The sequence below is a fragment of the Streptomyces sp. NPDC059201 genome (assembly GCF_042754585.1).
Lineage (GTDB): Bacteria > Actinomycetota > Actinomycetes > Streptomycetales > Streptomycetaceae > Streptomyces.
This window is the reverse complement of sequence record NZ_JBHZBB010000006.1, coordinates 384,933-410,822: the sequence shown is the minus strand read 5'-3', so window position 1 is coordinate 410,822 and position 25,890 is coordinate 384,933. Positions and strand designations below refer to the sequence as shown.

At 72.7% G+C, this 25,890-nt stretch carries 25 protein-coding genes and 1 riboswitch; of the genes, 7 read left to right on the top strand and 18 right to left on the bottom strand.

The window, feature by feature from the left end:
- Positions 1–33 precede the first annotated feature (33 nt).
- Positions 34–1,416, top strand: coding sequence for an MFS transporter (locus ACFXMG_RS22055; protein ID WP_383820818.1), 1,383 nt, complete (start codon positions 34–36; stop codon positions 1,414–1,416).
- Positions 1,417–1,671: 255 nt separating this feature from the next.
- Positions 1,672–2,046: an RNA polymerase-binding protein RbpA gene (locus ACFXMG_RS22050; RefSeq protein ID WP_015032218.1), complete on the top strand. Its 375-nt coding sequence runs from the start codon at positions 1,672–1,674 to the stop codon at positions 2,044–2,046.
- Between the two features lie 119 nt (positions 2,047–2,165).
- Here the strand turns inward: ACFXMG_RS22050 and fxsA are convergent, their stop codons facing one another.
- The 4 genes from fxsA to ACFXMG_RS22030 all read right to left on the bottom strand — a co-directional run bounded on the left by fxsA (position 2,166) and on the right by ACFXMG_RS22030 (position 6,192).
- Positions 2,166–2,762 carry an FxsA family membrane protein gene (fxsA, locus tag ACFXMG_RS22045; protein ID WP_383820816.1) on the bottom strand — a complete coding sequence of 199 codons (597 nt, stop codon included), beginning with the start codon at positions 2,760–2,762 and terminating at the stop codon, positions 2,166–2,168.
- A 96-nt stretch (positions 2,763–2,858) separates the two neighbouring features.
- Positions 2,859–3,659: a polyprenol monophosphomannose synthase gene (locus ACFXMG_RS22040; protein WP_383820813.1), complete on the bottom strand. Its 801-nt coding sequence runs from the start codon at positions 3,657–3,659 to the stop codon at positions 2,859–2,861.
- A gap of 454 nt (positions 3,660–4,113) precedes the next feature.
- On the bottom strand, positions 4,114–5,742 hold the full coding sequence (locus ACFXMG_RS22035) for an amidohydrolase (RefSeq protein ID WP_383820812.1): 1,629 nt from the start codon (positions 5,740–5,742) through the stop codon (positions 4,114–4,116).
- A gap of 9 nt (positions 5,743–5,751) precedes the next feature.
- Entirely contained in the window at positions 5,752–6,192 is a 441-nt protein-coding gene (locus ACFXMG_RS22030) for an Lrp/AsnC family transcriptional regulator (protein ID WP_383820810.1), read from the bottom strand.
- A gap of 224 nt (positions 6,193–6,416) precedes the next feature.
- Here ACFXMG_RS22030 and ACFXMG_RS22025 point away from each other — a divergent pair, with 224 nt between their 5' ends.
- On the top strand, positions 6,417–6,785 hold the full coding sequence (locus tag ACFXMG_RS22025) for a hypothetical protein (RefSeq protein ID WP_383820808.1): 369 nt from the start codon (positions 6,417–6,419) through the stop codon (positions 6,783–6,785).
- A gap of 13 nt (positions 6,786–6,798) precedes the next feature.
- Here the strand turns inward: ACFXMG_RS22025 and ACFXMG_RS22020 are convergent, their stop codons facing one another.
- Both ACFXMG_RS22020 and ACFXMG_RS22015 read right to left on the bottom strand, forming a co-directional pair.
- Positions 6,799–7,902, bottom strand: coding sequence for a phosphotransferase family protein (locus tag ACFXMG_RS22020; RefSeq protein ID WP_383820806.1), 1,104 nt, complete (start codon positions 7,900–7,902; stop codon positions 6,799–6,801).
- A gap of 93 nt (positions 7,903–7,995) precedes the next feature.
- Positions 7,996–9,117: a hypothetical protein gene (locus ACFXMG_RS22015; protein WP_383820803.1), complete on the bottom strand. Its 1,122-nt coding sequence runs from the start codon at positions 9,115–9,117 to the stop codon at positions 7,996–7,998.
- A gap of 447 nt (positions 9,118–9,564) precedes the next feature.
- Here ACFXMG_RS22015 and ACFXMG_RS22010 point away from each other — a divergent pair, with 447 nt between their 5' ends.
- Positions 9,565–9,765, top strand: a complete 201-nt coding sequence (locus ACFXMG_RS22010; protein ID WP_383820801.1) for a hypothetical protein — start codon at positions 9,565–9,567, stop codon at positions 9,763–9,765.
- 12 nt (positions 9,766–9,777) lie between these two features.
- Here the strand turns inward: ACFXMG_RS22010 and ACFXMG_RS22005 are convergent, their stop codons facing one another.
- Together ACFXMG_RS22005 and ACFXMG_RS22000 are read right to left on the bottom strand one after the other, a co-directional pair.
- On the bottom strand, positions 9,778–9,933 hold the full coding sequence (locus ACFXMG_RS22005) for an SCO1431 family membrane protein (protein WP_383820799.1): 156 nt from the start codon (positions 9,931–9,933) through the stop codon (positions 9,778–9,780).
- Between the two features lie 75 nt (positions 9,934–10,008).
- Entirely contained in the window at positions 10,009–11,379 is a 1,371-nt protein-coding gene (locus ACFXMG_RS22000) for a peptidase C39 family protein (RefSeq protein ID WP_383820796.1), read from the bottom strand.
- 183 nt (positions 11,380–11,562) lie between these two features.
- Here ACFXMG_RS22000 and ACFXMG_RS21995 point away from each other — a divergent pair, with 183 nt between their 5' ends.
- Together ACFXMG_RS21995 and ACFXMG_RS21990 are read left to right on the top strand one after the other, a co-directional pair.
- A complete protein-coding gene (locus tag ACFXMG_RS21995; protein ID WP_383820793.1) occupies positions 11,563–12,192 on the top strand; it encodes a uridine kinase in 630 nt (209 codons plus the stop codon).
- A gap of 309 nt (positions 12,193–12,501) precedes the next feature.
- Positions 12,502–14,421 (top strand): AAA family ATPase, encoded by a 1,920-nt coding sequence (locus tag ACFXMG_RS21990; RefSeq protein ID WP_383820791.1) that lies wholly within the window; start codon positions 12,502–12,504, stop codon positions 14,419–14,421.
- Between the two features lie 4 nt (positions 14,422–14,425).
- Here the strand turns inward: ACFXMG_RS21990 and ACFXMG_RS21985 are convergent, their stop codons facing one another.
- From ACFXMG_RS21985 to ribD, 10 genes are all read right to left on the bottom strand, one after another.
- A complete protein-coding gene (locus tag ACFXMG_RS21985; protein ID WP_383820788.1) occupies positions 14,426–15,493 on the bottom strand; it encodes a hemolysin family protein in 1,068 nt (355 codons plus the stop codon).
- On the bottom strand, positions 15,490–16,827 hold the full coding sequence (locus ACFXMG_RS21980; protein ID WP_383820785.1) for a hemolysin family protein: 1,338 nt from the start codon (positions 16,825–16,827) through the stop codon (positions 15,490–15,492). The genes ACFXMG_RS21985 and ACFXMG_RS21980 overlap by 4 nt, the downstream gene beginning before the upstream one ends.
- Before the next feature lie 243 nt (positions 16,828–17,070).
- On the bottom strand, positions 17,071–17,523 hold the full coding sequence (locus tag ACFXMG_RS21975) for a PH domain-containing protein (RefSeq protein WP_383820783.1): 453 nt from the start codon (positions 17,521–17,523) through the stop codon (positions 17,071–17,073).
- A gap of 47 nt (positions 17,524–17,570) precedes the next feature.
- On the bottom strand, positions 17,571–18,419 hold the full coding sequence (hisG, locus tag ACFXMG_RS21970) for an ATP phosphoribosyltransferase (protein WP_383820780.1): 849 nt from the start codon (positions 18,417–18,419) through the stop codon (positions 17,571–17,573).
- 51 nt (positions 18,420–18,470) lie between these two features.
- Complete coding sequence (locus ACFXMG_RS21965) at positions 18,471–18,752, bottom strand: phosphoribosyl-ATP diphosphatase (RefSeq protein WP_383820778.1); 282 nt, start codon at positions 18,750–18,752, stop codon at positions 18,471–18,473.
- A gap of 35 nt (positions 18,753–18,787) precedes the next feature.
- Complete coding sequence (gene ribH, locus ACFXMG_RS21960) at positions 18,788–19,273, bottom strand: 6,7-dimethyl-8-ribityllumazine synthase (protein WP_282696477.1); 486 nt, start codon at positions 19,271–19,273, stop codon at positions 18,788–18,790.
- Positions 19,274–19,306: 33 nt separating this feature from the next.
- Positions 19,307–20,584 (bottom strand): bifunctional 3,4-dihydroxy-2-butanone-4-phosphate synthase/GTP cyclohydrolase II, encoded by a 1,278-nt coding sequence (locus ACFXMG_RS21955; protein ID WP_383820776.1) that lies wholly within the window; start codon positions 20,582–20,584, stop codon positions 19,307–19,309.
- Complete coding sequence (locus ACFXMG_RS21950) at positions 20,581–21,171, bottom strand: nicotinamide riboside transporter PnuC (protein ID WP_383820863.1); 591 nt, start codon at positions 21,169–21,171, stop codon at positions 20,581–20,583. The genes ACFXMG_RS21955 and ACFXMG_RS21950 overlap by 4 nt, the downstream gene beginning before the upstream one ends.
- Before the next feature lie 44 nt (positions 21,172–21,215).
- Positions 21,216–21,824 (bottom strand): riboflavin synthase, encoded by a 609-nt coding sequence (locus tag ACFXMG_RS21945; RefSeq protein WP_383820774.1) that lies wholly within the window; start codon positions 21,822–21,824, stop codon positions 21,216–21,218.
- A gap of 2 nt (positions 21,825–21,826) precedes the next feature.
- Entirely contained in the window at positions 21,827–22,903 is a 1,077-nt protein-coding gene (gene ribD, locus ACFXMG_RS21940; RefSeq protein WP_383820771.1) for a bifunctional diaminohydroxyphosphoribosylaminopyrimidine deaminase/5-amino-6-(5-phosphoribosylamino)uracil reductase RibD, read from the bottom strand.
- A gap of 174 nt (positions 22,904–23,077) precedes the next feature.
- Positions 23,078–23,208, bottom strand: a riboswitch (FMN riboswitch).
- 245 nt (positions 23,209–23,453) lie between these two features.
- Here ribD and ACFXMG_RS21935 point away from each other — a divergent pair.
- Entirely contained in the window at positions 23,454–25,829 is a 2,376-nt protein-coding gene (locus tag ACFXMG_RS21935) for a chitinase C-terminal domain-containing protein (RefSeq protein ID WP_383820769.1), read from the top strand.
- Positions 25,830–25,890 lie beyond the last annotated feature (61 nt).

Genomic DNA, 25,890 nt, shown 5'->3' with positions numbered 1-25,890 from the left:
GGGGACGGGGACGAACGAGGGGGGCGTGCGGCCGTGACCGCCGAGACGACCGGTCCTGAGGGGCCCATCACCGATCCGGCCGAGCGCAGACGGGAGCAGCGCGGCTGGTACTTCTACGACTTCGCCTGCTCGGTCTACTCGACCAGCGTCGTGACCGTGTTCCTGGGGCCGTACCTGAAGAGCGTGGCCGAGAACGCCGCGGGCGGCGAGGACGGGATGGTGTACCCGCTCGGCATCCCCGTGGCGCCGGGTTCGCTCTTCCCGTACGCGGTCTCCCTCTCGCTGGTGGTGGCCATCGTGGCGATGCCGCTGGTGAGCGCGGCGGCGGACCGCTTCGGCCGGAAGAAGCCGCTGCTCGCGGCGGCGGCGTACATCGGCGCGGGGGCGACAACCGGGATGTTCTTCCTGGAGGGCACCCGGTATCTGCTGGGCGCCTTCCTGCTGATCGTGGCGAACGCCTCCTTCGCGGTCGCGATGATGCTCTACAACGCCTATCTGCCGCAGATCGCCGACCCGGACGAGCGGGACCGGGTCTCCTCGCGGGGCTGGGCCTTCGGCTACACCTCCGGCGCCCTGGTCCTGGTGCTCAACCTGGTCCTGTACTCGGGGCACGAGTCCTTCGGCCTGGAGGAGGGCGAGGCGGTCCGGATCTGCCTGGCCTCGGCGGGCCTGTGGTGGGGTGCCTTCGCGCTGATCCCGCTGCGGCGGCTGCGCGACCGGCGGCTGCCGCCCGCCCCGGGCGGCGCGGACCGCCCGGCGGGCGAGGGGGCGGTCGGAGCGGGCTGGCGACAGCTGCGGTCGACCATCAAGGACATGCGCAAGCACCCGCTGACGCTGGCCTTCCTGCTCGCCTACCTCGTCTACAACGACGGGGTGCAGACGGTGATCTCGCAGGCGGCGATCTTCGGCGAGGAGGAGCTGGGCCTGGAGAAGACGACGCTCATCACGGCGGTGCTGCTGGTGCAGGTCCTGGCCGTGGCGGGCGCCCTGCTGATGGCCCGGTTCGCCCGGACGTACGGCGCCAAGCGGACGATCCTGGGCGCGCTCGTGGTGTGGACGGTCATCCTCATGGCCGGGTATCTGCTGCCCGCCGGGGCCCCGGTCTTCTTCTACTGCCTGGCGGCGGCCATCGGGCTCGTGATGGGCGGCACCCAGGCGCTGTCCCGCTCGTTGTTCTCGCACCTGGTGCCGGAGGGCAAGGAGGCGGAGTACTTCTCGGCGTACGAGCTGAGCGACCGGGGACTGAGCTGGCTGGGGCCGCTGATGTTCGGGCTCGTGTACCAGCTGACGGACAGCTATCGAGCTGCCATCATCTCCCTCGTGATCTTCTTCGTGGCCGGTTTCGCGCTGCTCGCGCGGGTGCCCGTGCGGGATGCCGCGCAGGAGGCGGGCAATGTCGTACCGGAGCGAATTTAGACGCGGAAGTGAAAGGCCGGTAGTGTACGCGTTTGGCCTGCCAGGCGGACCGTTACTGCGTGCTGCTTTGGTGAAGACGACGAGTCACATCTGCCGCCAGATGTGACAAATCGGTCACTGGTGGGTACAACAAGGGGCGGCACGACGGGCGACGCATTACCCGGAACGGGAATCTTTCTCGCCGACCGGACGTTGACCGGATGACGACGACAGCGACACCTGTCCTGTGGGCGACAAGCCCGGGAGGCACGATTCATGAGTGAGCGAGCTCTTCGCGGCACGCGCCTCGTGGTGACCAGCTACGAGACCGACCGCGGCATCGATCTGGCCCCGCGCCAGGCCGTGGAGTACGCATGCGAGAAGGGCCATCGTTTTGAGATGCCCTTCTCGGTGGAGGCGGAGATTCCGCCGGAGTGGGAATGCAAGGTCTGCGGAATCCAGGCACTCCTGGTGGACGGCGACGGACCCGAGGAGAAGAAGGGGAAGCCGGCGCGTACGCACTGGGACATGCTGATGGAGCGGCGTACCCGTGAGGAGCTGGAGGAGGTCCTGGCCGAGAGGCTGGCCGTCCTGCGCTCCGGCGCCATGAACATCGCGGTGCATCCGCGCGACAGCCGCAAGTCCGCCTGACGGACGACACGGCAGAGCAACGCCGAGGGGCCCGGTACACGATCCGTGTACCGGGCCCCTCGGCGTACCTTCGTCGGCCTCTCAAGGCGTCTGCCGGCCTAGGCGTCTGCCGGCAGCTTTCAGGGCGTCAGGGGCGGGCGACCGCCGTCACCGGGGCCGTACGGGCCCTGGGGCGCGTCGTCGCGGATGACCTCACCCTGGACCACCTTTCCGTCCGGGCGGTGCATACGGGCCTGCTGGAAGGCGTCCTGGAGGCTTCCGGGCGGTGCGGCGGCCATCCTGCGCTCGGCGGCCTTCTCCGCGGCGCTCCCGAGGGCCCTGCGGACCGGGGGCAGGAGCAGCAGGAGTCCGGCGGCGTCGGAGATCAGGCCGGGGAGCATCAGGAGCAGGCCGCCCAGCATCAGGAAGCCGTTGCGGTCCTCGGCGCCCTTCCGGTCGGCGGCGCTCGGCACCGTACCGCTCTGCGCGGCGGCCTGGGCCTGCTGGAAGGTGGAGCTCAGGTTGGCGAAGGCCCGGCGGCCGGCCCGCTTGACGACGGTGGCGCCGAGGACGGCGCCGCCGACGAGGAGCAGCAGCACGGTCAGCCCGCCCGCCGCGTCGGCCACGACGGTGAGCAGCCAGATCTCCAGGACCAGCCAGGCGGCGAGGCCCAGCGGGAGGAAGGTGCGCGCGCGGGAGCGCCGGGGGGTCTGCGGGGGCGGTGCGCCGGTCGTCATGCGCTCCAGTGTGCCTGGACCGCCGCAGGAACGTCGTAAGGAAAGGATCAGCCCGGACCGCGCGGGGGCGGTCCGGGCCGGGGCGTGCGGGGCGGGTCAGCCGCGCTTGCGGCCGAGGAGCTTCGTGACCTTCTCTGCGCGGGCGCTGATGCCCCAGCCGGTGACGCGCCAGAGGGCCTCGACGAGGATGTCGCGGCTCATCTTGGAGTCGCCGACCTCGCGCTCGACGAAGGTGATCGGGACCTCGACGACGTGGAAGCCGGCGGCGACGGCCCGGCGGGCGAGGTCGACCTGGAAGCAGTAGCCCGCGGAGGCCACGTCGTCCAGGCCGAGGCCCTCCAGGGTCTCCTTGCGGAAGGCCCGGTAGCCGCCGGTGACGTCGCGGATCGGGACGTCGAGCATGACGCGGGAGTAGAGGCTGCCGCCGCGGGAGATGAACTCGCGGGACTTGGGCCAGTTCACGATCCGGCCGCCCGGCACCCAGCGGGAGCCGAGGACGAGGTCGGCGCCCTTGAGCGCGGTGAGCAGCCGGGGCAGTTCCTCGGGCTGGTGGGAGCCGTCGGCGTCCATCTCGACGAGGACGTCGAAGCCGTGCTCGATGCCCCAGCGGAAGCCGGCGAGGTAGGCGGCGCCCAGCCCCTCCTTGCCCTTGCGGTGCAGGACCTGGACGTGGTCGTCCTCGGCCGCGATCTCGTCGGCGAACTTGCCCGTGCCGTCGGGGCTGTTGTCGTCGGCGACGAGGACGTACGCCTCCGGGACGGCCTCCCGTACGCGCGCGACGATCGGCCTGATGTTGTCCGCCTCGTTGTAGGTCGGAATGATCACCAAAGCCTTGCCGAGCGGGCCGTAACGCCTCACGCCACCGTCGTTCACTACTGCCCCTTCGGATACAGACACAGGCCCCCACCTTAGCGAGGTCTCCGCGGTGGTCTGGTCCTACGGGGTGTGAGACGTGCGACGCCGGGGCGCGGCCGGGGCGCCGGGGGTGCGGTGCGGGGCGCCGGGGTGCGGTGCGGGGCCCGACGTCCTTCGGTCCGACCCGGGACCCGCCGGCTGCGGATCGACACAAGGCCGTTGTCTACTGAACGTCCGGGCCCCACCCGGGTCGCACCTTCCGCCGGTGAAACCTTCCCTCGCGGCCGAGGCGCGGGCGGCGGTCGGCGCCGGCGAGGAGGTGTGGTCCGGTCGGACGTCCTGTGGTGGACGCGGGAGAACCTACCGGGCCATGGCGGTCGGCTGTCAACACCGGTTTGACCTGCGGGGTTCCCGAGAAGCCGCAGGCCGGGCCGGAAGATCCGCAGGTCGGGGACGAACCCGTGGTGCGTACATCCGGGTGGGCGTCAATCGGACATCACTCGTTCGGCCGTACGAAAACCGTCTGTCCGTACACAACTGTCCGCAGGCAGACGGGGAGTTCCGCGCCTGGGGACAGATCGGGCAGACCGGGCGTTCCGGAGCGGGGGTCGGTGGACCAGCGGGCCACCCGGTCGTCGGGCGCCTGGACGACGAGGTCGCCGGTCCGCCAGATCGCGTAGTCGGCGGGGGCGCCGGGCACGAGGGTGCCGGCGTCGTCCCGCCCGACCGCGCGCCAGCCGCCGCGCGTGTGGGCGGTGAAGGCGGCGCGGACCGAGATCCGGTGCTCCGGGGTGCGGTGGAAGGCGGCGGCCCGGACGGTGCCCCACGGGTCGAGCGGGGTGACCGGGCTGTCCGAGCCGAAGGCGAGCGGCACGCCGGCCTTCAGGAGGGCGGCGTACGGGTTGAGGGTCCGGGCCCGTTCGGCGCCGAGGCGCTCGGCGTACATGCCGTCCTCGCCGCCCCACAGGGCGTCGAAGGCGGGCTGGACGGAGGCGGTGAGGCCGAGCTCGGCGAAGGCGGCGACCGTCTCGGGGGTGAGCATCTCGGCGTGCTCGACGCGGTGCCGGGCGGCCCGGATCCGGGCCAGGCCGAGCTTCTCGGCGGCGGCCCTGACGCCGTCGACCACGGCGGTGACGGCGGCGTCGCCGATGGCGTGGAAGCCGGCCTGGAGGCCCGCCTCGGTGCAGGCCACGACGTGGGCCGCGATCGCGGCGGCGTCCAGGTGGGCGGAGCCGGAGTGGCCGGCGGAGTCCGCGTACGGCTCGTGGAGGCAGGCGGTGTGCGAGCCGAGGGAGCCGTCGGCGAAGAGGTCGCCGGCCGCGCCGAGGGCGCCGAGCGCGCGGGCCCGCTCGATGTCGAGGTCGGCCCAGTAGCCGACGACGCGGGGGCCGGGCTCGGCGCGGGCGAGGTCCAGCAGGCCGGTGAAGTCGTCCTCGGAGGAGATCCGCGGCCCGCCGCACTCGTGGAGGGTGCCGATGCCGAGGGAGGCGGCGTGGGTGCGGGCGGCGCGCTGGGCGTCGGTGCGCTGGCGCGGGGAGACGGCGGCGAAGGCGGCGGCGCGGACGGCGTGGTGGGCGTCGCCGGTGAGGGGCGCGCGCCCCTCGTGGAAGCCGTCGAGCTCCCGTACGCCGGGGACGAGGTCGAGCAGCGCGGTGGTGACGACGGCCGAGTGGACGTCGATCCGGGTGAGGTAGAGGGGGCGGCCGCCGGTGAGGCCGTCGAGCTCCTCGCGCGTGAGCGGGCGCCGCTCGGGCCAGCGGGAGGCGTCCCAGCCGTGCCCGATGAGGATGCGGTCCTCGGGGCGGGCGGCGGCGTGGGCGCGGATCAGCTCCGCCGCCTCGGCGAGCGAGGCGGCGGAGGAGAGGTCGAGGCCGGTGAGCGCGAAGCCGGTGGCCGTGGTGTGGACGTGGGCGTCCACGAAGGCCGGGGTGACGAGCGCGCCCTCCAGGTCGATCACCTCGTCCACGCCCGAGGCGAAGGCGTCGGCGGCGCCCTCCTCCCCCACCCAGGCGATGTGGCCCCGCTCCACCACCATGGCGGTCGCGAAGGGGTCGGCGGGACTGTGGACTTCTCCGCCACGCAGGAGCACGGTGCGGTGGTCGCCGGGATTCAGGCTTTCGCTCATGCGACCAGGCTAAATGCGCGGCGGCCTGGCTTCGTACGGGGTGGACAGGACGACCGTGGTGCGGCTGGAGACGTGGGCCTGGGAGCGGATGCGGCTGAGCAGGTGCTCCAGCTCCAGGGGGGTGGAGACCCGGACCTTGAGGATGTAGTTCTCGTCACCGGCGACGCTGTGGCACGCCTCGATCTCGGGGATGTCGGCGAGCCGGTCGGGGGTGTCGTCGGGGGCGCTGGGGTCGAAGGGTTTGACCGAGATGAAGGCGGTCAGCGGCAGTCCCACCGCCTCGGGGTCGACGACGGCGGCGTAGCCGCGGATGACTCCGCGCTGCTCGAGGCGGCGGACGCGCTGATGCACGGCCGACGTGGACAGGCCGGTGGCCTTGCCCAGGTCGGTGTAGCTCATGCGCCCGTCCTTGACGAGCAACTCGACGATCTGACGATCCAGCTCCTCCATGCGCCGACCCTATTGCGCCGAAGGGTCCGGGGCCCAGCCGGGAGCGGGTCGTATGCGCCGCTATGGGCGATCACGGGGCACCTGCGCAAGGCATGTGACGAACGCCACAGGTTTGCGCCCGGCATCGGGTGTCGGCTCACGGTTATGCGGAGTCCCGTATGGGAAGGGCTTGCTGTGGTTCGGCCGCACAGTATCGGCCGACCGGTCCGAGGGGGAGATTCTCCATGCAGGAGCCCGTTGATTCCGTCGAGACGTCGGACGAGTTCGACGCGTACGACACCTTTGAGATGTTCCGGGTCATCTGCCCGGAGTGCGACCAGCCGATCGCGCTCCTGGCGGACGAGGACGCGCTGCCCGAGCACGCGCTGTGCCCGTCGCCGTGGAACCCCTTCACCCTGACGGTCTGCCCCGGCACCGGCCGGTCCGCCGACGAGGCGCGCTCCGCCGACGAGGGCGCCGGCGTCCAGGAGCAGGCGACCGCGCTCCTCCTGACGCTGCCGCAGGGCCTCGACTGGCGGACGCAGCCGTTCTCGCACATCGGCGGCCCCGGCTCGCGGCCGATCCGCGCGGCGCAGCTGCGCCGCGCGGCCTGAGCCGGACGCGGGCCTAACCCTCGTCGCTCCAGTAGCTTCCCTGCACCATCGCCGCGAGGGTGGCGTGGTGCAGGATGAGCTGGTCCGGGTCCGCGGGGACCTCGACCTCGCCGAAGTACGCCTGGCGGTACGCGATCCTCAGCATCACGATCGCGTGCCGCAGCGCCGCGTACAGGGTGTGGAACTCCATCGCGCGCGGCGCGTGCCCGGTCAGTTCCGCGTACCGCAGCTCGATCGCCTCGCGGCGCAGGAAGCCGGGCAGGCCCGGCTGGCCGAAGCTCACAGTCAGGTCCTGGAAGAAGCGGTGCAGGTAGACGGTCCAGCCGAGGTCGACCTCGCGGGGCGCGCAGGCCGCCATCTCCCAGTCGAGGACGGCGGCGGGGGCGAAGCCGTCGTAGACGATGTTCCCGATCCGGGCGTCGCCCCAGCAGAGCACAGCGGGCCCCTCGTCCTCGGGCCACAGCTCCTCCAGGCGCGCGAAGGCGGCCTCGATGAGCGGTGAGGGCGCGAGTCCCTCCACCACCCAGGCGTAGAAGGCGCGTTGGGCCTCGACATGCCGGCGCAGCGGGCTTCCCTCGCCCTCGGGGAGCAGGAACTCGGCCTCCTTCGACGGGAACTGGTCGTGCAGCCGCGCCAGGACCGCCACCGAATCGGCCTCCAGCGCGGCCCGTTCGGCGTCGGTCGCGGCGTGCAGCCAGTTCCCCTCGTACGTGTAGGGCATGACGTCCGGCGGGACGCGGCCCTCGGCTCGGGCCATCACGAAGAAGGGCGCGCCGAGCGGTCCGGGGTCCTCCTCCAGCCAGAGCACGCGCGGGACGGGCACGTCGGTGTGGTCGGCGACGAGTCCCATCACCCGGTGCTGGCGGGCCATGTCGTAGACGGGGAAGACGGTGTACGCGGCGGGGTCGGCGGCCAGCCGCAGGGCGCAGCCGCGTACCGGGGCGTCCGGGTGCTCCAGGTCGAAGAGCAGCGTCTCGCTGGACATGCCGTTGGAGCCGGGGACGGCGAGACCGGAGACGGTGGCGCCGGGCAGCCTGGTGTCGAGCCAGGCGGTGAGCCGGACGGCGAGCTCCTCGGGGTCGCGGGTGGTGGTGCGGGGACGGGGTGCCGTGGCCATGGGTACCTCCTCTGCGACGGAACGCGGAACGAGCACGGAACGAGCACGGAGCGAGCACGGGACGAACGAGGAACGAACGGGGAACGATCGGGCTCAGGGGGCGGTGGAGGTGAAGTCGGCGAAGCCGCTGGGGTCGTGGCGGCCGAAGGAGCCGTGCTCGAAGATGCCGTGGCCGGTGCGGCCGTCGAGGGTGAAGCGGGCGGAGTGGTCGGTGACGCCGTACGCGGCGAGGGGGTGGGCGGCCGGGTCGGAGAGGTCGTAGACGCGCCGGTCGGTCCAGTCCCGGCCCTGCCAGGTGCCGTGCTGCCAGTCGCCCGCGGGCGGGTAGCCGGCGCCGACGGCGAGCGGGGAGGAGGCGAGGATCTCGACGCCGATCTCCAGGGGCTTGCCGGTCGGGTCGGTGAGGTGGACGACGGCGCTCTCGGGGTGGCGGGTGCCGGGCCGGTAGCTGATCTCGGTGCGGGGCCAGCCGAGTTGGGCGTCCCGGTGGCCGTTGCGGACGAGCTGGGCCTGGTTCAGGGTGCGGTAGCCGTCCGCGTCCTCCTGCGCGACGACCATGACGAAGCGGTCCTCGAAGCGCATGGGGATCCAGAGCCAGTGGAAGCCCTCGGTGCGCGACTCGGCGGCGCGGCCGGGCTCCTCGCCGGGGAGGGGGCGGACTCCCCAGCTGCGGTCGCGGGTCCCGGTCCACTCCCCCGCCGTGACCTCGAACCGCTCGCCGCCCGCGGTGATGCTGCCCGCGCAGTGGCCGGCCTGGACGAAGCGGCGGCCTTCGAGGGTGAGCCGGTTGCCGGTGCGCTGGAGGTGGTGCGGCTCCCAGAGGGCGGGGAAGTCGCCGGTCCAGGTGAGGTCGAAGGAGAGCCCGTCGGGGTCGGCCGGGTCGGCGGCGCAGCTGAGGGTGAAGCGGCGCAGCGGTTCGTCGACGGTGATCCGCAGGGGGCCGACCTCCAGGCGCATCCGGTCGTCGCCGAGCGCGTCGGAGGCGCGGACGGCGTGCAGCCGGTCGCCGGTGCGCAGGGTGGCGTAGGCGTCGACGACCCCGGCGTTGGGGTAGACGCCGAGCCCGGCGATGAGCAGGGCGCGGCCGGTGTGGTCGAAGACGTGGAAGATGCAGCGGTCGTAGACGTTCCGGTCGCCGCTGACGTGGTGCTTCATCGACAGCGGGGCCTGGTGCACGGGGTATTCGTCGAGCGCGACGGGCCGGTCGTCGTCCACGGCTGACCTCCTGGTCCTCGAAGAGGATCTGACGGTACGTCAGGGATCGCGGCGAGGACCAGAGGTGTGCGCGGGGCGCGGGCCACGGGGAGGAGCGGGTAATGCTCGGATAAGACGCAGATAAGGAACGGGTAAGGGGCGAACTTCCGCTCGAATCCGTTCGGCGGTGACCCGGCGGGGCCGGGGCGCGTTGGTCCGGGCATGACCACGCTGTACTCCACACCCAGCGGAGTCGGTCGGCATCGACAGACCGACTCACGCGGTGAAGAATCGGTTCATCACTGGGTTCCGGACGCGTCCGCCGCACCGGGCCCCGCCCCCGACGGCGCCGCCCCGGCACCGTTCCCCGCGCAGGCCCCCGCTCCGGGACAGCCCCCCGCGCCCGCCCCGCCGGCGCCCGTGCCCGCACCTGTCCCCGCGCCCGTCCCCGTACCCACCCTCATGTCCGTGCCCGCGCCGGTGCCCGTGCAGGTCCTTCCCGACCCGCCGATCTACCAGGCCCTGTACGCGCTCTGGGCCAGCCAGGGGCGCACGCTGCCGGGGCGCGGGGACGCCGAGTGGGCGCGGCTCGCCGCCGGGCCGGTCTGGGCCGACCGGACCGTCCGGGTCAGCGGGGTCCTGGTCCCGCCGGGCGAGGCGCGGCGCTGACCGCCCGCCGGGTCACATGAGGCCCGCGCGGGTGACCAGGACGGCGAGGAGGACGACGAGGGTCCAGCCGAGGACGTGCTCCAGCAGCTCGGGGCCCTTGTCGTCCTTGGGGCCGCCCGTGCGCGTGCGCGAGAGGAGACGGCCGGCGAGGGTGGTGGTGGCGCTCATGGCCACCACCATGGGGCACCAGGCCGCCCCCGGACCAGAGACGTCCCTCACACCCCCGTCCGGGCACCGGTCGGCTCAGAGCACGCCGACCGCCTGAAGCGCCTTGCGCTGCGCGGGAGTCGGCCGGTCGGGGAAGTACAGGTAACAGACCCCGCCTGTGCCGGACACCACTTTCCCGCTCGCGTTGTACCGCTTGGTACGGAGCCAGATGTTCTCCCACTCCCGCCGTCGGTAGACGCGGCGGACGGCGGCGTTGTCCGGGGAGGCGGGGTCGTTGGCGATCACGTCGCCGGCGGGGGTGAAGCCGATGACGGTCATCAGGTGACCGGAGGTGCCGTAGCCGGCGCCGGTCAGTTCCTCCGCGCGGAAGGACTGGGACGTGATGACCGGGACGCCGGCGCGGATCAGGGTCTCCAGGTCGGTGAGCGAGCGGAGCCGGGTGACCACGGCGTTCAGGTCCGGGTAGGTGGCCGCGTAGGCGGCGTTGAAGGGCCAGTTCCCGCAGCCCTCGTACTGGAAGTCGTAGGTGAAGCGGGCCGCGTGGCAGACCTGCGGGTCGGCGAAGTCCGGGTTCACCCAGGCCAGCTCCGCGGCGGAGGGCTTCCGCCCCCAGTACTCGACGATCATCTGCGAGGAGGTCGGGCTGCACCACGCCTCGCCGCCGTTGTCGTACTCGGGGTACTGGCCGACGTGGGTGTTCTGCGAGTAGCGCGGGACGGCCAGCTCGCGGGCGAGGCCGGGCGCGGAGGCCGGGACGGTGAAGCGGTCCGGGACGTCCGAGGCCATCGCGCCGAGCCGCCAGACCGTGGGGGTGAGAGTGGTGCCCGGGCGGCGGTACAGGGTGAGCCGCAGCCGGTACGAGGCGAGCCGGAGGCCGCTCGCCGGGTCGTCGACCGCGAAGGTGTCGGTCCAGACGCTGCTCCGGCCGTCGGTCTGGTCGTCCACCGAGGTCCGCCGGATGTCGGTGTCGCCGGAGGCCCACCGGCCCATCACGAACCACGGGGTACCGGTCCCGTCCCCGTACGTGCCGGACAACTCGACCTGGAGCCAGGTGCCGGCCGGGGTGCGGGCGTTCCAGGAGGCGATCACCTCGGTCGCCGGCACCGCCGGGGTGTGCGCGGGCGAGGTCCAGCGGGCGTACTCCCAGGCGGTGGTCAGCCCGGTGTGCGGGTCGGTGTAGTCGGTACGGCCCAGGGGCGCGTCCAGGACCAGGCCGGGGCGGTGCCCGGCGACGGCGCGGGTGCCCTCGGCGGCCCCGGCCCGCCAGTCGGTGGAGGTGGACCAGAAGCGGTTGGCGACGGTCGCGGGCGCCGCGAGCCCGGCGCCCTCCTCCGTACCGCCGGGTCCGGACGCCGAGGCCGGTACGGCTCCGGTCGCGGCGGCCGTGCCCGCGGCGGCCGCGAGCGCTGCGGCGAGGACGGTCCGGCGTGAGGCTGATCCGGGCATGGCGAGGACCCCCAGTCGAGGACGGAACGGCGATCGGGCGGGCTGCGCGGGCCCACTATCCCGGCTCGGCGGGGCCCTGCGCCAGCACTTCGGCCCGCGTCGCCGCCACCGACATGGGTAGAGACCACTGACGGCGGCACCTCGCTGACCTGCGAAGGCACCCCCTGACCTACGCTGGGCCGCATGGACGACCTCGACCGCGCGGCCCGCGCGCTGCTCCGGCTGCCGCCCTCGCTCGGCCCGGTCCGGCTGGTCGCGGTCGACGGCCACGCGGGCTCGGGCAAGTCCACGCTCGCCCGCCGGCTCGCCGCCGCGCTCGGCGGCGCGCCCGTCCTGCGGCTCGACGACCTCGCCACCCACGAGGAGCTCTTCGCGTGGACCGGCCGGCTGCGCGCCCAGGTCCTGGAACCGCTGGAGCGCGGCGAGACCGCGCGCTATCACCCGTACGACTGGACCCTGCGGCGCTTCGGCCCCGCCCGCGAGCTGCCCCCGGCACCGGTGGTGCTGGTGGAGGGCGTGGGGACCGGGCGGCGGGAGCTGCGGCCGCACCTGGCGTGGCTGCTGTGGATGGAGAGGGCGGCCGGGGCGTCCTGGGAGCGGGGCCGGCGCAGGGACGGACCGGAGCAGGCGGAGTTCTGGGACGGCTGGGTGGTGGCGGAGACTCGCCATTTCGCCGAAGACCCCTCCCGGCCCTTCGCCGACACCCTGGTACGGGAGCGCGGCGAGGGTTACGACTGGCTTCCCGGGCCTGCTGTGACAGCGGGCCCGGACCAGATCATCACCCACCGTGACGGCCTGATGGCGGCGGACTGAGTCCCCGGAATTCCGCTTCCGCAAGTGCCTCGACCGCGCTTGACCCCGGGGGCTTACAGGTCTTACGTTCTCAATGTGCGGCTTTTCGACAGCCGCCGCGGACACGAAGCCCCCGGTTGTTCCCCCGTGATCGGGGGCTTCGTTCTGCCCTCCACGCGCCTCTCCGAGCCCCTCCCGGGCTTCCGCGCTCACCCAGGGTCACCGCTTCCGGATCTTGCGCTTCTCCTTAAGCGCACCACCCCTGCGCAGGTACGATGCCCGCAGGTGCGGTCAAATCCCGTCCATACGCCGACGGTTGTGGGGGACCCGATGGACATCGGCACGCAGGGCGCGCAGGCCCCCGCCGAGCTCGCCTGGCTGCGCGGAGTGGACGCCTACACCATGGGCGCCTATCCGCAGGCCGAGGAGGAGTTCCGGGCCGCGGTGCGGATCGATCCCGGCATGGCGGACGCCTGGCTGGGGCTGCACGCGCTGCGGGTGGACACCACCACCGCGCTGCTGCGCATGTACCGCAACCGCGAGCGCTTCGGCGAACAGCGCGCCCGGCACCGGCGCACCCTCAACTCCTGGTACTGGCTCGGCTGGTGGGTGCAGCCGGTGCTGGAAAGCCCCCGCGACCTGCTGCTCGCGCACGCCTCCCACTGGCTCGACGGACGGCACGTGCCGGAGCTCGACCGGGCCCTCGCCGAGCTGCCGCCGGTCGACACCGACCCGCAGGTCCGCTTCCTGCACGCCTGCCGCTCCTACCTGGTCAAGGACTGGGAGCAGCTCGTGCGGCACACCGAACCGCTCGTCGACGACCCGCTGCTCGGCATCGAGGCCGGCCTCTTCGGCGGCATGGCCCGGGTGCGCCTGGAGATGTACGGGCAGGCCGAGCCGCTGCTGTCGGCCGCCCTGATGCGCTGCCGCAGCGAGCAGCCCCAGCGCAAGGAGCTGCGCTACTGGCTCGCCCGCGCCCACGAGGGCACCGGGCGCAGCGCCGCCGCCCTCCCCCTCTACCGCGCGGTGCACCGCGTCGACCCGGCGTTCATGGACACCGCCGCCCGGCTCGCCGCCATCGCCGAGTACGACGGCTTCGACGGGCTGGACGGCATGGACGAGCAGGCGGGGCTCGCCGCCGTCGCCCTCGGTCCGGTGGGCGTCGGCCCCGGCCAGGACCGTACGGACACCGCCGCCGGGCCCGAGACCGAGCCCGTCGTCCCCGGCGGCGACGGGCTGCGCCGCTCCCCCGACCCGGTGCCGCCCGGCGCGCCGGCCGCGCCCCCGGAGGTCGTACGGCACAGCTCGCCGGTGCCCGCGCAGGCCGGGCCACCGCGCTTCCCGGCCGGTCCGACCGATCCGGTGCTGCTCGCGGAGGCCCTCGCCGAGTTGGAGGGCATGGTCGGGCTCGAACCGGTGAAGCGGCAGGTCAAGGCGCTCTCGGCGCAGTTGGAGATGGCCCGGCTGCGGGCCGGTCAGGGGCTGCCGGTGCAGCCGCCGAAGCGGCACTTCGTCTTCTCCGGGCCGTCCGGCACCGGCAAGACGACGGTGGCCCGGATCCTGGGCCGGGTCTTCTACGCGCTCGGCCTGCTCGGCGGCGACCACCTGGTGGAGGCCCAGCGGGCCGATCTGGTGGGCGAGTTCCTCGGCCAGACGGCAGTGAAGGCGAACGAGCTGATCGACTCGGCCGTCGGCGGGGTCCTCTTCGTCGACGAGGCGTACGCGCTCTCCAACTCCGGCTACAGCAAGGGCGACGCGTACGGCGACGAGGCCCTCCAGGTGCTGCTGAAGCGGGCCGAGGACAACCGGGACCACCTCGTCGTCATCCTCGCGGGCTACCCCGAGGGCATGGACCGGCTGCTCGCCGCCAACCCCGGGCTCTCCTCCCGCTTCACCACCCGGGTCGACTTCCCCTCCTACCGGCCGCTGGAACTGACCTCGATCGGGGAGGTGCTGGCCGCCGCGAACGGCGACGGCTGGGACGAGGAGGCCCTGGACGAGCTGCGCTCGATCAGCGCCCATGTGGTCGAGCAGGGCTGGATCGACGAGCTGGGCAACGGGCGCTTCCTGCGCACCCTGTACGAGAAGTCCTGCGCCTACCGGGACCTGCGGCTCTCCGGCTACCCCGGCACGCTCACCCGCGAGGACCTGGCCACGCTGCGGCTCGGGGACCTCATGCAGGCGTACGGGGAGGTCCTGTCGGGCCGCGGTCCGACGGACCGCGGCCCCCAGCAGGACCCCCCGTTCTGACCCGCTAGGCCACCGGCGCCGGAGCCGGGGCCGGGGCCGGAAGCAGCCGGTGGGCAGGGTCGCGGACCTCGCCGACCAGGGTCTCCAGGACGTCCTCCAGGGCGACCAAGCCGAGGATCCGGCCGTGGGCGTCGGCGACCTGCGCGAGGTGGGTCGCCGCGCGCCGCATCACGGTGAGGGCGTCGTCCAGCGGCAGTTCGGCGCGGAGCGTCGCCATCGGGCGCCACAGGTGCTGCGGCACCGCCCGCTCCCGCTCCTCCACGTCCAGGACGTCCTTCACGTGGACGAAGCCCATGAAGACGGCCTGGTGGCGGCCCTCGGCGCGGACCGGGAAGCGCGAGTAGCCGGTCCGTACGGTCAGCTCCTCGATCTCCCGGGGGGTGGCCGACGGCGGGACGGTCACCAGCGCGGCGGCCGGGAGGAGGACGTCGGTGACCGGGCGGCTGCCCAGCTCCAGGGCGTCCTCCAGGCGCTCCTGCTCGGCCGGGTCGAGGAGTCCGGCCTGCCCGGCGTCCTCGACGAGACGGCCGAGCTGCGCCGAGGTGAAGACGGCCTCCACCTCATCCTTCGGCTCGACCTTGAAGGCCCGCAGGACCAGCTCGGAGCAGGCGCCCAGGGCGGACGTCACGGGCCGGCAGAGCCGGGCGAAGCCGACCAGCCCGGGGGCGAGCCAGAGCGCGGTCCGTTCGGGCGCGGCCATCGCCAGGTTCTTCGGGACCATCTCGCCGATGACGAGGTGGAGGAAGACGACCACGGCGAGGGCGATCACATAGCCCAGCGGGTGGATGAGACCGGCCGGGACGCCGAGGGCGTGGAAGGCCGGTTCGAGGAGGTGGGCGACGGTCGGTTCGGCGACCGCGCCGAGCGTGAGCGAGCAGACGGTGATGCCGAACTGGGCGGCGGCCATCATCCGCGGCAGGTTCTCCAGGCCGTACAGCACCTGCTTGGCGCGGGCTCCGCCGAGCGGCTCGATCTGGCTGCGGCGGACGGAGACGAGCGCGAACTCGGCGCCGACGAAGAAGCCGTTGGCCAGGACGAGGAGGAGGGCGAGGAGGAGTTGCAGGGTGCTCATCGGACCGCCTCCGCCATCGGCACCGGCGCGGTGCGCACGATCCGGACCCGCTCGGCCCGGAAGCGGTCGACCTGGCGGACCGAGAGCCGCCAGCCGGGCAGTTCGGCCCGGTCGCCGGGGGCCGGGATGCGGCCGAGGAGGTCGGCGACGAGCCCGGCGACGGTCTCGTACGGGCCGTCCGGCACGTCGAGTCCTATCCGGCGCAGGGTGTGGACCCGGCAGGAGCCGTCGGCCTCCCAGGCGGGGCGGCCGTCCTCGGCGGGCGCGGCGGCCAGCTCGGGGCGGGCCTCGGCGGCGGGGTCGTGCTCGTCGCGGACCTCGCCGACGAGCTCCTCGACGATGTCCTCCAGGGTGACCACACCGGCCGTGCCGCCGTACTCGTCGACGACGACGGCGATCGGCTGCTCGCGGCGCAGCCGCTCCAGGAGGGCCTGGACGGGCAGGCTCTCGGGGACGAGGAGCGGCGGGACGGCGATCCGCCCGACGGAGGTCCGCGGGCGGGCGTCGGGGGCGACGGCGAGCGCGTCCTTGAGGTGGACCATGCCCACGACCTCGTCGATGCGGTCCCGGTAGACGGGGAAGCGCGAGAGGCCGGTGGCGCGGGTGAGGTTGAGGACGTCGGCCGCGGTGGTGTCCCACTGGAGGGCGCTGACCTTCACGCGCGGGGTCATGACCTGCTCGGCGGTGAGGCCGGCCAGGGACAGGGTCCGTACGAAGAGGTCGGCGGTGTCCTGTTCGAGGGCGCCGGCGCGGGCCGAGTGCCGGGCGAGGGATTCCAGCTCGCCGGGGGTGCGGACCGAGTCCAGCTCGTCGGTGGGCTCCACGCCCAGGGCGCGTACCAGCCCGTTCGCCACCCGGTTGAGCAGGGCGATCACCGGCCGGAAGGCGGCGGAGAAGCGGCGCTGCGGGGCGGCGACGAAGCGGGCGACCTGGAGCGGCCGGGAGACCGCCCAGTTCTTGGGGACCAGCTCGCCGACGACCATCTGCACGGCCGAGGCGAGCAGCATGCCGATCACCACGGCGATGCCGGAGACCGCGCCCGGGGGGAGCCCGGTGGCGGTGAGCGGCGGGCGCAGCAGCCCGGCGAGCGCGGGCTCGGCGAGCATGCCGACGACGAGCGAGGTGAGGGTGATGCCGAGCTGGGTGCCGGAGAGCTGGAAGGACAGCTCGCGCAGCGCCGAGACGACGGTGCGGGCCCGCCGGTCACCGGCGGCCGCGGCCCGCTCGGCCTCCGCGCGCTCGACGGTCACGAGGCCGAACTCGGCGGCGACGAAGAAGCCGTTGGCGAGGATCAGGAGAAGGGCTGCCAGGAGGAGCAGCAGAGAGACGATCATGCCGCCGCCTCGGAAGAGGGGGCGGCGCGGGTACTACCGGACGATCCGTCCATTGCCGGAGGGAGTCACTCCTCGGGTCGAAGGGTGGCCTCGCCGGCCGCCGGCGGCGGCCCTGCACACGCGAGGCGGTGGTGCACTCGGCACCACCGCCTCAAGAGTAGTCACGCGGACGCCCCGCTTGGCAGGGGGGACGCCCCGGATGGGGGACGGACCGGGGTTCCCCCGGACCCCCGCGTCGGGGGTTCAGGCCGTCTCGGCTCCGGTGCCGCGGCTGTCCGCGAGGGCCCGCAGGGCGCGGGCGTCCCTGATGGCGGACTCCTTGGCGATGCCCGGCTGGATGCCGAGGGCCGGGAGGCTGGTGCCGTCGCTGAGGTCGAGGAAGACCCACGGGTCGCCGGGACGCAGGTTGACGCGGAGGATCTCCGCCCAGGCGAGGCGCCGGGTGCGGGTGATGTTGACGACCGTGACGCCCTCGCTGTCGGCGACGACCTTGGGGCGGCTCAGCATCACGAGGACGCCGAGGAAGAGCCCGGCGATGAAGACGAAGCTGACCCGCTCCCCCGGCCCGAGCCGCTCCAGCATCAGCGCCACGGCGGAGATCGCCGCGAACATGGCGACGCCCACGGTCAGCAGGACGACGCGGGTGCGGCCCGGCCGGAAGGTGACCGGGAGGGCGGGCGTGAGCGACTCTGACATCGGGGTTCCTCGGTGCCTTGGGTGGTACGGGGGGTGCCGGGGCGCCGTCAGAGGCGGCAGGCGTGGATCGCGGTGGTGAGGATCGCGCGGGCACCGATCTCGTACAGGTCGTCCATGATCCGCTGCGCCTCCTTGGCGGGGACCATCGCGCGGACGGCGACCCAGCCCTCGTTGTGCAGCGGGGAGACGGTCGGCGACTCCAGGCCCGGGGTGAGGGCGACGGCCTGCTCCAGGTGCTCGGCGCGGCAGTCGTAGTCCATCATCACGTACGAGCGGGCGACGAGGACGCCCTGGAGGCGGCGCAGGAACTGCTGGACCTGCGGGTTGTCGGCCTCGGCGCCGTGGCGGCGGACCACGACCGCCTCGGACTTGAGGATCGGCTCGCCGATGACCTCCAGGCCGGCGTTGCGCAGGCTGGTGCCGGTCTCGACGACGTCGGCGATGATCTGGGCGACGCCCAGCTGGATCGCGGTCTCGACCGCGCCGTCCAGGTGCACGACGGAGGCGTCGATGCCCTGGTCCGCGAGGTGCTTGGCGACGATGCCCTCGTAGGAGGTGGCGATCGTCATGCCGCCGAAGTCCTCGGGGCCTGTGGCGGTGCCTGGGCGGGTGGCGTAGCGGAAGGTGGAGCGGCCGAAGTTCAGCGCCAGGATCTCCTCGGCGCTGGCGCCGGAGTCCAGGAGCAGGTCACGGCCGGTGATGCCGATGTCCAGCTTCCCGGAGGCCACGTAGATGGCGATGTCCTTCGGCCGCAGGTAGAAGAACTCGACCTCGTTGTCGGGGTCGATGACCACCAGTTCCTTGGACTCCTTGCGCTGGCGGTAGCCGGCCTCATGGAGCATGGCCGACGCAGGTCCGGAGAGGGAACCCTTGTTGGGGACGGCGATGCGCAGCATGGGGTGGGCTTCCTTTGCCTGGGAGTGGTGGGAAACGGGGGGGGTGGGTGCTCAGAGGTGGGCGTAGACGTCGTCGAGGGAGATCCCGCGGGCGACCATCATCACCTGGACGTGGTACAGCAGCTGCGAGATCTCCTCGGCGGCGGCTTCCTTGCCCTCGTACTCGGCGGCCATCCAGACCTCGGCGGCCTCCTCGACGACCTTCTTGCCGATGGCATGGACGCCCTTGCCGACCAGTTCCGCGGTGCGGGAGGTGGTGGGGTCGCCGGTCTCGGCCTTGAGCTTGAGCTCGGCGAAGAGCTCTTCGAAGGTTTTCCGGGTTTCGTTCGCCATGATGGTCCTAAGAGTACGGGGTAAGGGTCGCGCCCCTAGCGCCAGGGCTCGCTGACCGTGCGCAGGATCGTCGCGGTGGCGACGGCGGCGGTGACGGCCTCGTGGCCCTTGTCCTCGCTGGAGCCTTCGAGGCCCGCCCGGTCCAGGGCCTGCTCCTCGGTGTCGCAGGTCAGGACGCCGAATCCGACGGGTACGCCGGTGTCGATCGAGACCTGGGTGAGGCCATGGGTGACGCCCTGACACACGTACTCGAAGTGGGGCGTCCCGCCGCGGATGACGACGCCGAGCGCCACGACGGCATCGTAGCCGCGTCCGGCGAGCACCTTGGCCACCACCGGGAGTTCGAAGCTGCCGGGGACGCGGAGCAGGGTGGGCTCGTCGATGCCGAGCTCGGACAGGGCGCGCAGCGCGCCGTCCACGAGGCCGTCCATGATCTTCTCGTGCCACTGGGCCGCGACGACCGCGACCCGCAGGTCGCCGCAGTTCTTCACGCTGAGGACGGGTGCGCCCTTGCCGCTCATGGTTCTCCTTGCCGGGGGTGAAAGACGATCGGGTTACTGGTTGCCGCAGGTGGGCGCCGGGGAGCCGTCCAGCCAGGGGAGGTCGTGGCCCATCCGGTCCCGCTTGGTGCGCAGGTAGTCGAGGTTGTGCTCGCCGGCCGTGACGGGCATCGGCTCGCGGCCCTCGACGGCGAGGCCGTGGCGGGTGAGGGCGTCGATCTTGTCGGGGTTGTTGGTCATCAGGCGCAGGCTCACGACCCCGAGGTCGGCCAGTATCCGCGCGCCGGCCGCGTAGTCGCGGGCGTCGGCGGGCAGGCCGAGTTCGAGGTTGGCGTCGAGGGTGTCGCGGCCGCGCTCCTGGAGCTCGTACGCGCGCAGCTTGGAGAGCAGGCCGATGCCGCGTCCCTCGTGCCCGCGGAGGTAGACGACGACGCCGCGGCCGGCCTCCTGGATGCGGTCCATGGACGCCTGGAGCTGGGGGCCGCAGTCGCAGCGCAGCGAGTGGAAGACGTCGCCGGTGAGGCATTCGGAGTGGACCCGGACGAGGACGTCGGTGCCGTCGCCGATCTCGCCGTGGACGAGGGCGACGTGCTCGACGCCGTCCACCGTGGAGCGGTAGCCGTAGGCGGTGAAGTCGCCGTGGGCGGTGGGGAGGTGGACCTCGGCCTCGCGGCGGACGGTCGGCTCGGCGGAGCGGCGGTAGGCGATCAGGTCCTCGATGGAGATGATCGTCAGGCCGTGCTTGCGGGCGAAGGGGACGAGTTCGGGCAGCCGGAGCATGACGCCGTCCTCGCCGGCGATCTCGACGATCGCGCCGGCCGGGCGCAGGCCCGCGAGGCGGGCCAGGTCGACGGCGGCCTCGGTGTGTCCGGGGCGGGCGAGGACGCCGCCCTCGCGGGCGCGCAGCGGGAAGATGTGGCCCGGGCGGACGAAGTCGGAGGGCTCGTGGCGGCCGCTCGCGAGCATCCGGAGGGTGGTGGCGCGGTCGGCGGCGGAGATGCCGGTGGTGACGCCGTGCTCAAGGCTCGCGTCGACGGAGACGGTGAAGGCGGTCCGCATGGACTCGGTGTTGTGCTCGACCATCTGCGGGAGGTGGAGGCGCTCCAGCTCCTCGTGCTCCATGGGGGCGCAGATCAGGCCGCGGCACTCGCTCATCATGAAGGCGACGACCTCGGGGGTGGCCTTCTCGGCGGCGATGACGAGGTCGCCCTCGTTCTCGCGGTCCTCGTCGTCGACGACGACCACGGGGCGGCCCGCGGCGATGTCGCGGATGGCCTGCTCGACGGGGTCGAGGGCGAGGTCCTCGGCGTCCCAGCTGGTGAGGGCGCTCATGCGGGGGCTCCTTCCAGAGCGGGGGCGGTGCGGGTGCGGAGCCACCAGTCGCGCATGCCCCACAGGACGAGGGCGAAGTAGACGACGTAGACCAGGCCGGAGAAGGCGAGGCCGCTGCTGAAGGCGAGCGGGACGCCGACGAGGTCGACGAGGAGCCAGGCGAACCAGAACTCGACCAGGCCGCGGGCCTGGGCGACCATCGCGACGAGGGTGCCGACGAAGATGTACGCGTCGGCCCACGGGCTCCAGGAGAGCGACGGGTAGAGGGTGAAGAGCCCGCCGACGGCGAGGGTGCCGAGGACGGCGCCGCCCGCGAGGAGGCCGCGCTCCTTCCAGGTGGCGAAGCGGACGGCGATGGAGCCGTCCTGGGCCTGCTGCCGCCCGCGGTTCCACTGCCACCAGCCCCAGGCGGCGACGCCGATGACGAGGAGCTGCTTGCCGACGCCGCCGGCGAGGTTCGCGGAGGCGTAGGCGCCGACGAGGATCAGTCCGGAGAGGAGCTGGGCGGGCCAGGTGAGGATGGAGCGGCGCCAGCCGAGGGCCAGGGCTATCAGGCCGATGGTGTTGCCGATCATGTCGGACCACATGATGTGCTGGCCGAAGACGGTGAACGCCTCGGAGTTGAGCCAGTTCACTTGACGTTCTCCCGTGCGTTCGGGCCGAGCAGCCGCTCGACGTACTTGGCGATGACGTCCACTTCGAGGTTGACCGGGGCGCCGGGCCGCTTGATGCCGAGCGTGGTCAGGGCGAGCGTGGTGGGGATGAGGCTGATGGTGAACCAGTCGTCGCCGACCTCGACCACGGTGAGGCTGACGCCGTCGACGGTGATGGAGCCCTTCTCGACGACGTAGCGGGCGAGCTGCGCGGGGAGGCCGACCCTGACGAGCTCCCAGTGCTCGGACGGGGTCCGGTCCAGGATCGTGCCGGTGCCGTCCACGTGGCCCTGGACGATGTGGCCGCCGAGCCGGCCGCCGACGGCCATGGGGCGCTCCAGGTTGACCCGGGAGCCCACGTCGAGGGCGCCGAGGCTGGAGCGCTTGAGGGTCTCGGCCATGACGTCGGCGGTGAACTCGCCGTCGCCGTGCTCGACGACCGTGAGGCAGACACCGTTGACGGCGATGGAGTCGCCGTGCTGGGCGCCTTCCGTGACCAGGGGGCCGCGGAGCCGGAAGCGGGAGGCGTCCGCCAGCTGCTCGACGGCGACGACCTCGCCCAGTTCTTCGACGATTCCGGTGAACACGGTCAGGCTCCCTTGACGGTGGCGGTGAGGCGGAGGTCGGATCCGATCCGCGCGGTCTCGGTGATGTCGAGGCGCAGCGCGTCCGTGATCGTGGTGATTCCGGCGTCGGCGAGGGCGTGCGGGCCCGCGCCGAGGAGGGCCGGGGCGAGGTAGCCGACGATCTGGTCGACGGCCCCGGCGGCGATGAAGGCGCCCGCGAGGGTGGGGCCGCCTTCGAGGAGGACGGAGCGGACGCCGCGCGCGTGCAGGGCGTCCAGGAGGGCGGGTACGGAGAGGCCGCCGGCCGCTGCCCTGGGGAGCCGTACGACGTCCGGGAGCGCGGTCTCGGCGTCCTCGGCGACGGCGATCAGGGTGGGCGCGGCGTCGTCGAGGACCCGGGCGCCGGGCTTCACGGCGCTCGCCTCGGTGTCGACGACGACCCGGAGCGGCTGCGTCGCGCCCTCGACGCCGCGTACGGCCAGGTGGGGGTCGTCGGCGCGGGCGGTGCCGGAGCCGACGACGACGGCGTCGGCCTCGGCGCGCAGCCGGTGGACGTCGGCGCGGGACTCGGCGGAGCTGATCCAGCGGGAGGTGCCGTCGGCGGCGGCGATCCGGCCGTCGAGGGTGGCGGCGTACTTCCAGCGGACGAAGGGGCGGCCGGTGCGGACGGAGGTGAGCCAGGCGAGGTTGCCGGTCTCGGCCTCGGCCTCCAGGAGGCCCCGCTCGACTTCGGCGCCGGCCGCGCGCAGGGTGTCGGCACCGCCGGTGGCCTGCGGGTTCGGGTCGGCGACGGCGTACACGACGCGGGCGACGCCGGCCTCGATCAGGGCCTGGGCGCAGGGGCCGGTGCGGCCCGTGTGGTTGCAGGGTTCGAGGGTGACGTAGGCGGTGCCGCCGCGGGCCCGGACGCCGGCCGCGCGCAGGGCGTGGACCTCGGCGTGGGGGCCTCCGGCGCGCTGGTGCCAGCCCTCGCCGACGACGTGGCCGGAGGCGTCGGTGACGACGCAGCCGACGACGGGGTTGGGGCTGGTGGCGCCGAGTCCGCGGGCGGCGAGCTCCACGGCGCGTCGCATGGCGGTGATGTCGGCCTGCCGGTCCACCGGGTCCTCCTGCCTCTTCGGGCACGGACTCCGGGGCCTGTCGATGACGACAGAGAGCGGGTACGACGACTGCGCACGGGTGTGCCGGAACGGCCGGAGGTCCACGGGTGCGCCGACGGAAAACGCGGCCACCAGCGGACGTACGGCCGGCACACCCCTGTCAGGGGTCGCCCGCCGCGCACTGCCTCCCATCCGGACTTTCACCGTCGGTCCAGGAATCTCACCTGGTCAACCGGCCGCTGGCTTGCGGACGGGTCGCGGACTATACCGCCGGTTCGGAATTACACCGACCCCGGAGTGCGCTGCTGCTGATACAGGGCCAGTGTGCCACGCCCTGTCAACGGGCACTCACGCGATGCCTGTGCGATGGCTCACAGGACCCCCCGGAATTTTCCGATGGTCCAGACCTATTGACGCACTGGTCTAGTCCTCTTAATGTCCGTGTCACCTCCGAGGCACGGCTCGCCGGTGTGCGCACACCACGGGCCCAACACGTACCACCCCCTTGTTCGTTGCGTGTTTCTTTTACCTCCCTGAGGAGGACCAGATCGTGCTGTCCCCCACGACCAAGAGAGCGTCGCTGCTCGCGTCCGGTGCCGCTGTCGCCGGCCTGCTGCTCAGCTCGCTCGCCGGAGGCGTCTCGTACGCCGCCGACAACGAGACCTGTCGCCCCGACGGCCTGTACAAGACGCCCGGCGTCGACGTGCCCTACTGCTCGGTCTACGACGCCGAGGGCCGCGAGAAGATGGGCGCCGACCACCAGCGCCGCGTCATCGGCTACTTCACGGGCTGGCGCACCGGAAAGAACGGCGAGCCCGCGTACCTCGCCAAGGACATCCCGTGGGAGAAGATCACCCACATCAACTACGCCTTCGGCCACATCGGCGGCGACAACAAGCTCTCGGTCGGCACGGACGGCCCGAACAACGCCGCCACCGGCATGACCTGGCCCGGCGTGGCCGGCGCCGAGATGGACCCGGCCCTCCCCTACAAGGGCCACTTCAACCTGCTGAACAAGTTCAAGAAGCAGCACCCCGACGTCAAGACGCTGATCTCCGTCGGCGGCTGGGCCGAGACCGGCGGCTACTTCGCGGACAACGGCGACCGGGTGAACTCCGGCGGCTTCTACTCGATGGCGACCAACGCCGACGGCTCGGTCAACCAGGCCGGCATCGACACCTTCGCCACCTCCGCGGTCGACTTCATCCGCAAGTACGGGTTCAACGGCGTCGACATCGACTACGAGTACCCGACCACCATGAAGGACGCGGGCAACCCGCTCGACTGGACCTTCGCCAACGCGCGCCGCGCCGGCCTGGTCCAGGGCTACGCGGCCCTCATGAAGTCCCTGCGCGAGAAGCTGGACACGGCCGGCGCCGCCGACGGCAAGCACTACCTGCTGACCGTCGCCGCCCCGTCCTCCGGCTACCTGCTGCGCGGCATGGAGACCTTCCAGGTCCAGAAGTACCTGGACTACGTCAACATCATGTCGTACGACCTGCACGGCGCCTGGAACGAGTACGTCGGCCCGAACGCCTCGCTCTTCGACGACGGCAAGGACGGCGAGCTCGCCGCGGCCAACGTCTACGGCAGCCAGCAGTACGGCAACATCGGCTACCTCAACACCGACTGGGCCTACCACTACTTCCGCGGCTCCATGCCGGCCGGCCGCATCAACATCGGCCTGCCCTACTACACCCGCGGCCACAAGAACGTGCAGGGCGGCACCGACGGCCTCTGGGGCAAGGCCACCGCGGCCACCTGCCCGGCCGGCGCCGGCCTGACCAAGTGCGGTGACGGTGCCGTCGGCATCGACAACCTGTGGCACGACAAGGACACCGCGGGCAAGGAGTCGCCCGCCGGCTCCAACCCGATGTGGCACGCCAAGAACCTCGAGAAGGGGATCGTCGGCGACTACGTCACCCAGTACGGCTTCCCGGCGAACACCACCCTGACCGGCACCTACGCCCGCAAGTACGACTCGACCCTGGTCGCGCCGTGGCTGTGGAACGCGCAGAAGAAGGTCTTCCTCTCCACCGAGGACGAGCAGTCCGTGGCCGCCAAGGCCGACTACGTGGTCGACCGCGGCATCGGCGGCACCATGGTCTGGGAGATGGCCGGCGACTACGCCTGGAACGCCGCCAAGGGCCAGTACGAGATGGGCTCCACGCTCACCTCGCTGATGTACGACAAGTTCAAGGCCGCCACCCCGTACGGCGCCAAGACGTCCAACAAGGCGCTGCCGACCCAGGCCGTGAACATCGAGACCGCCTTCACCGAGTTCAAGCTGGGCGACTCGAACTACCCGATCACCCCCAAGGTCAAGATCACCAACCGGACGAACACCACGCTGCCCGGCGGCACGGAGTTCCAGTTCGACTACGGCACCTCGGCCCCGGCCAACGCCTCCGACCAGTCCGGCTTCGGCACCAAGGTCATCAGCAGCGACCACACGGGCTCCAACGTGGGCGGCCTGAAGGGCGACTTCCACCGGGTCTCGCTGAAGCTCCCGGCCTGGCAGTCCCTGGCCCCCGGCGCGACGATCGACCTCTCGTTCAACTACTACCTGCCGGTGTCCACCCCCTCCAACTGGACGGTGAACATCAACGGCACCACGTACGCCCTCTCCGGCGACCTGGCGCGCGGCACGACGGTCGTGGAGCCCGGCACGGGCACCACCCCGCCCACCACGCCGCCGACGACTCCGCCCACCACGCCCCCGACCACCCCGCCGACGACGCCTCCGACGACGCCGCCCACCTCGGGCTGCGGCACGGTCCCGGCGTACGTGGCCGGCACGGTCTACAACGCGGGCAACGAGGTCTCCCACAACGGCCGCAAGTGGAAGGCCAAGTGGTGGACGCAGAACGAGGCGCCCGGCACCACCGGTGACTGGGGCGTCTGGCAGAACCTCGGCGCCTGCTGACGCACCACCCCTGAGATACCCCCGGCGGCGGACTCACGGCCCTTGGCCGCCGCCGGGCCGC

Coding starts and splice junctions, on each gene's coding strand:
- ACFXMG_RS22000 (WP_383820796.1), bottom strand. CDS start 11,379: ATGCCCGGATCAGCCTCACGCCGGACCGTCCTCGCCGCAGCGCTCGCG.
- ACFXMG_RS22005 (WP_383820799.1), bottom strand. CDS start 9,933: ATGAGCGCCACCACCACCCTCGCCGGCCGTCTCCTCTCGCGCACGCGC.
- ACFXMG_RS22035 (WP_383820812.1), bottom strand. CDS start 5,742: ATGAGCGAAAGCCTGAATCCCGGCGACCACCGCACCGTGCTCCTGCGT.
- fxsA (WP_383820816.1), bottom strand. CDS start 2,762: ATGACGACCGGCGCACCGCCCCCGCAGACCCCCCGGCGCTCCCGCGCG.
- ACFXMG_RS21950 (WP_383820863.1), bottom strand. CDS start 21,171: ATGTGGTCCGACATGATCGGCAACACCATCGGCCTGATAGCCCTGGCC.
- ACFXMG_RS22025 (WP_383820808.1), top strand. CDS start 6,417: ATGCAGGAGCCCGTTGATTCCGTCGAGACGTCGGACGAGTTCGACGCG.
- ACFXMG_RS21955 (WP_383820776.1), bottom strand. CDS start 20,584: ATGAGCGCCCTCACCAGCTGGGACGCCGAGGACCTCGCCCTCGACCCC.
- ribH (WP_282696477.1), bottom strand. CDS start 19,273: ATGAGCGGCAAGGGCGCACCCGTCCTCAGCGTGAAGAACTGCGGCGAC.
- ACFXMG_RS21995 (WP_383820793.1), top strand. CDS start 11,563: ATGGACGACCTCGACCGCGCGGCCCGCGCGCTGCTCCGGCTGCCGCCC.
- ACFXMG_RS21990 (WP_383820791.1), top strand. CDS start 12,502: ATGGACATCGGCACGCAGGGCGCGCAGGCCCCCGCCGAGCTCGCCTGG.
- ACFXMG_RS22030 (WP_383820810.1), bottom strand. CDS start 6,192: ATGGAGGAGCTGGATCGTCAGATCGTCGAGTTGCTCGTCAAGGACGGG.
- ACFXMG_RS21985 (WP_383820788.1), bottom strand. CDS start 15,493: ATGAGCACCCTGCAACTCCTCCTCGCCCTCCTCCTCGTCCTGGCCAAC.
- ACFXMG_RS22050 (WP_015032218.1), top strand. CDS start 1,672: ATGAGTGAGCGAGCTCTTCGCGGCACGCGCCTCGTGGTGACCAGCTAC.
- ACFXMG_RS21975 (WP_383820783.1), bottom strand. CDS start 17,523: ATGTCAGAGTCGCTCACGCCCGCCCTCCCGGTCACCTTCCGGCCGGGC.
- hisG (WP_383820780.1), bottom strand. CDS start 18,419: ATGCTGCGCATCGCCGTCCCCAACAAGGGTTCCCTCTCCGGACCTGCG.
- ACFXMG_RS21965 (WP_383820778.1), bottom strand. CDS start 18,752: ATGGCGAACGAAACCCGGAAAACCTTCGAAGAGCTCTTCGCCGAGCTC.
- ACFXMG_RS21980 (WP_383820785.1), bottom strand. CDS start 16,827: ATGATCGTCTCTCTGCTGCTCCTCCTGGCAGCCCTTCTCCTGATCCTC.
- ACFXMG_RS22020 (WP_383820806.1), bottom strand. CDS start 7,902: ATGGCCACGGCACCCCGTCCCCGCACCACCACCCGCGACCCCGAGGAG.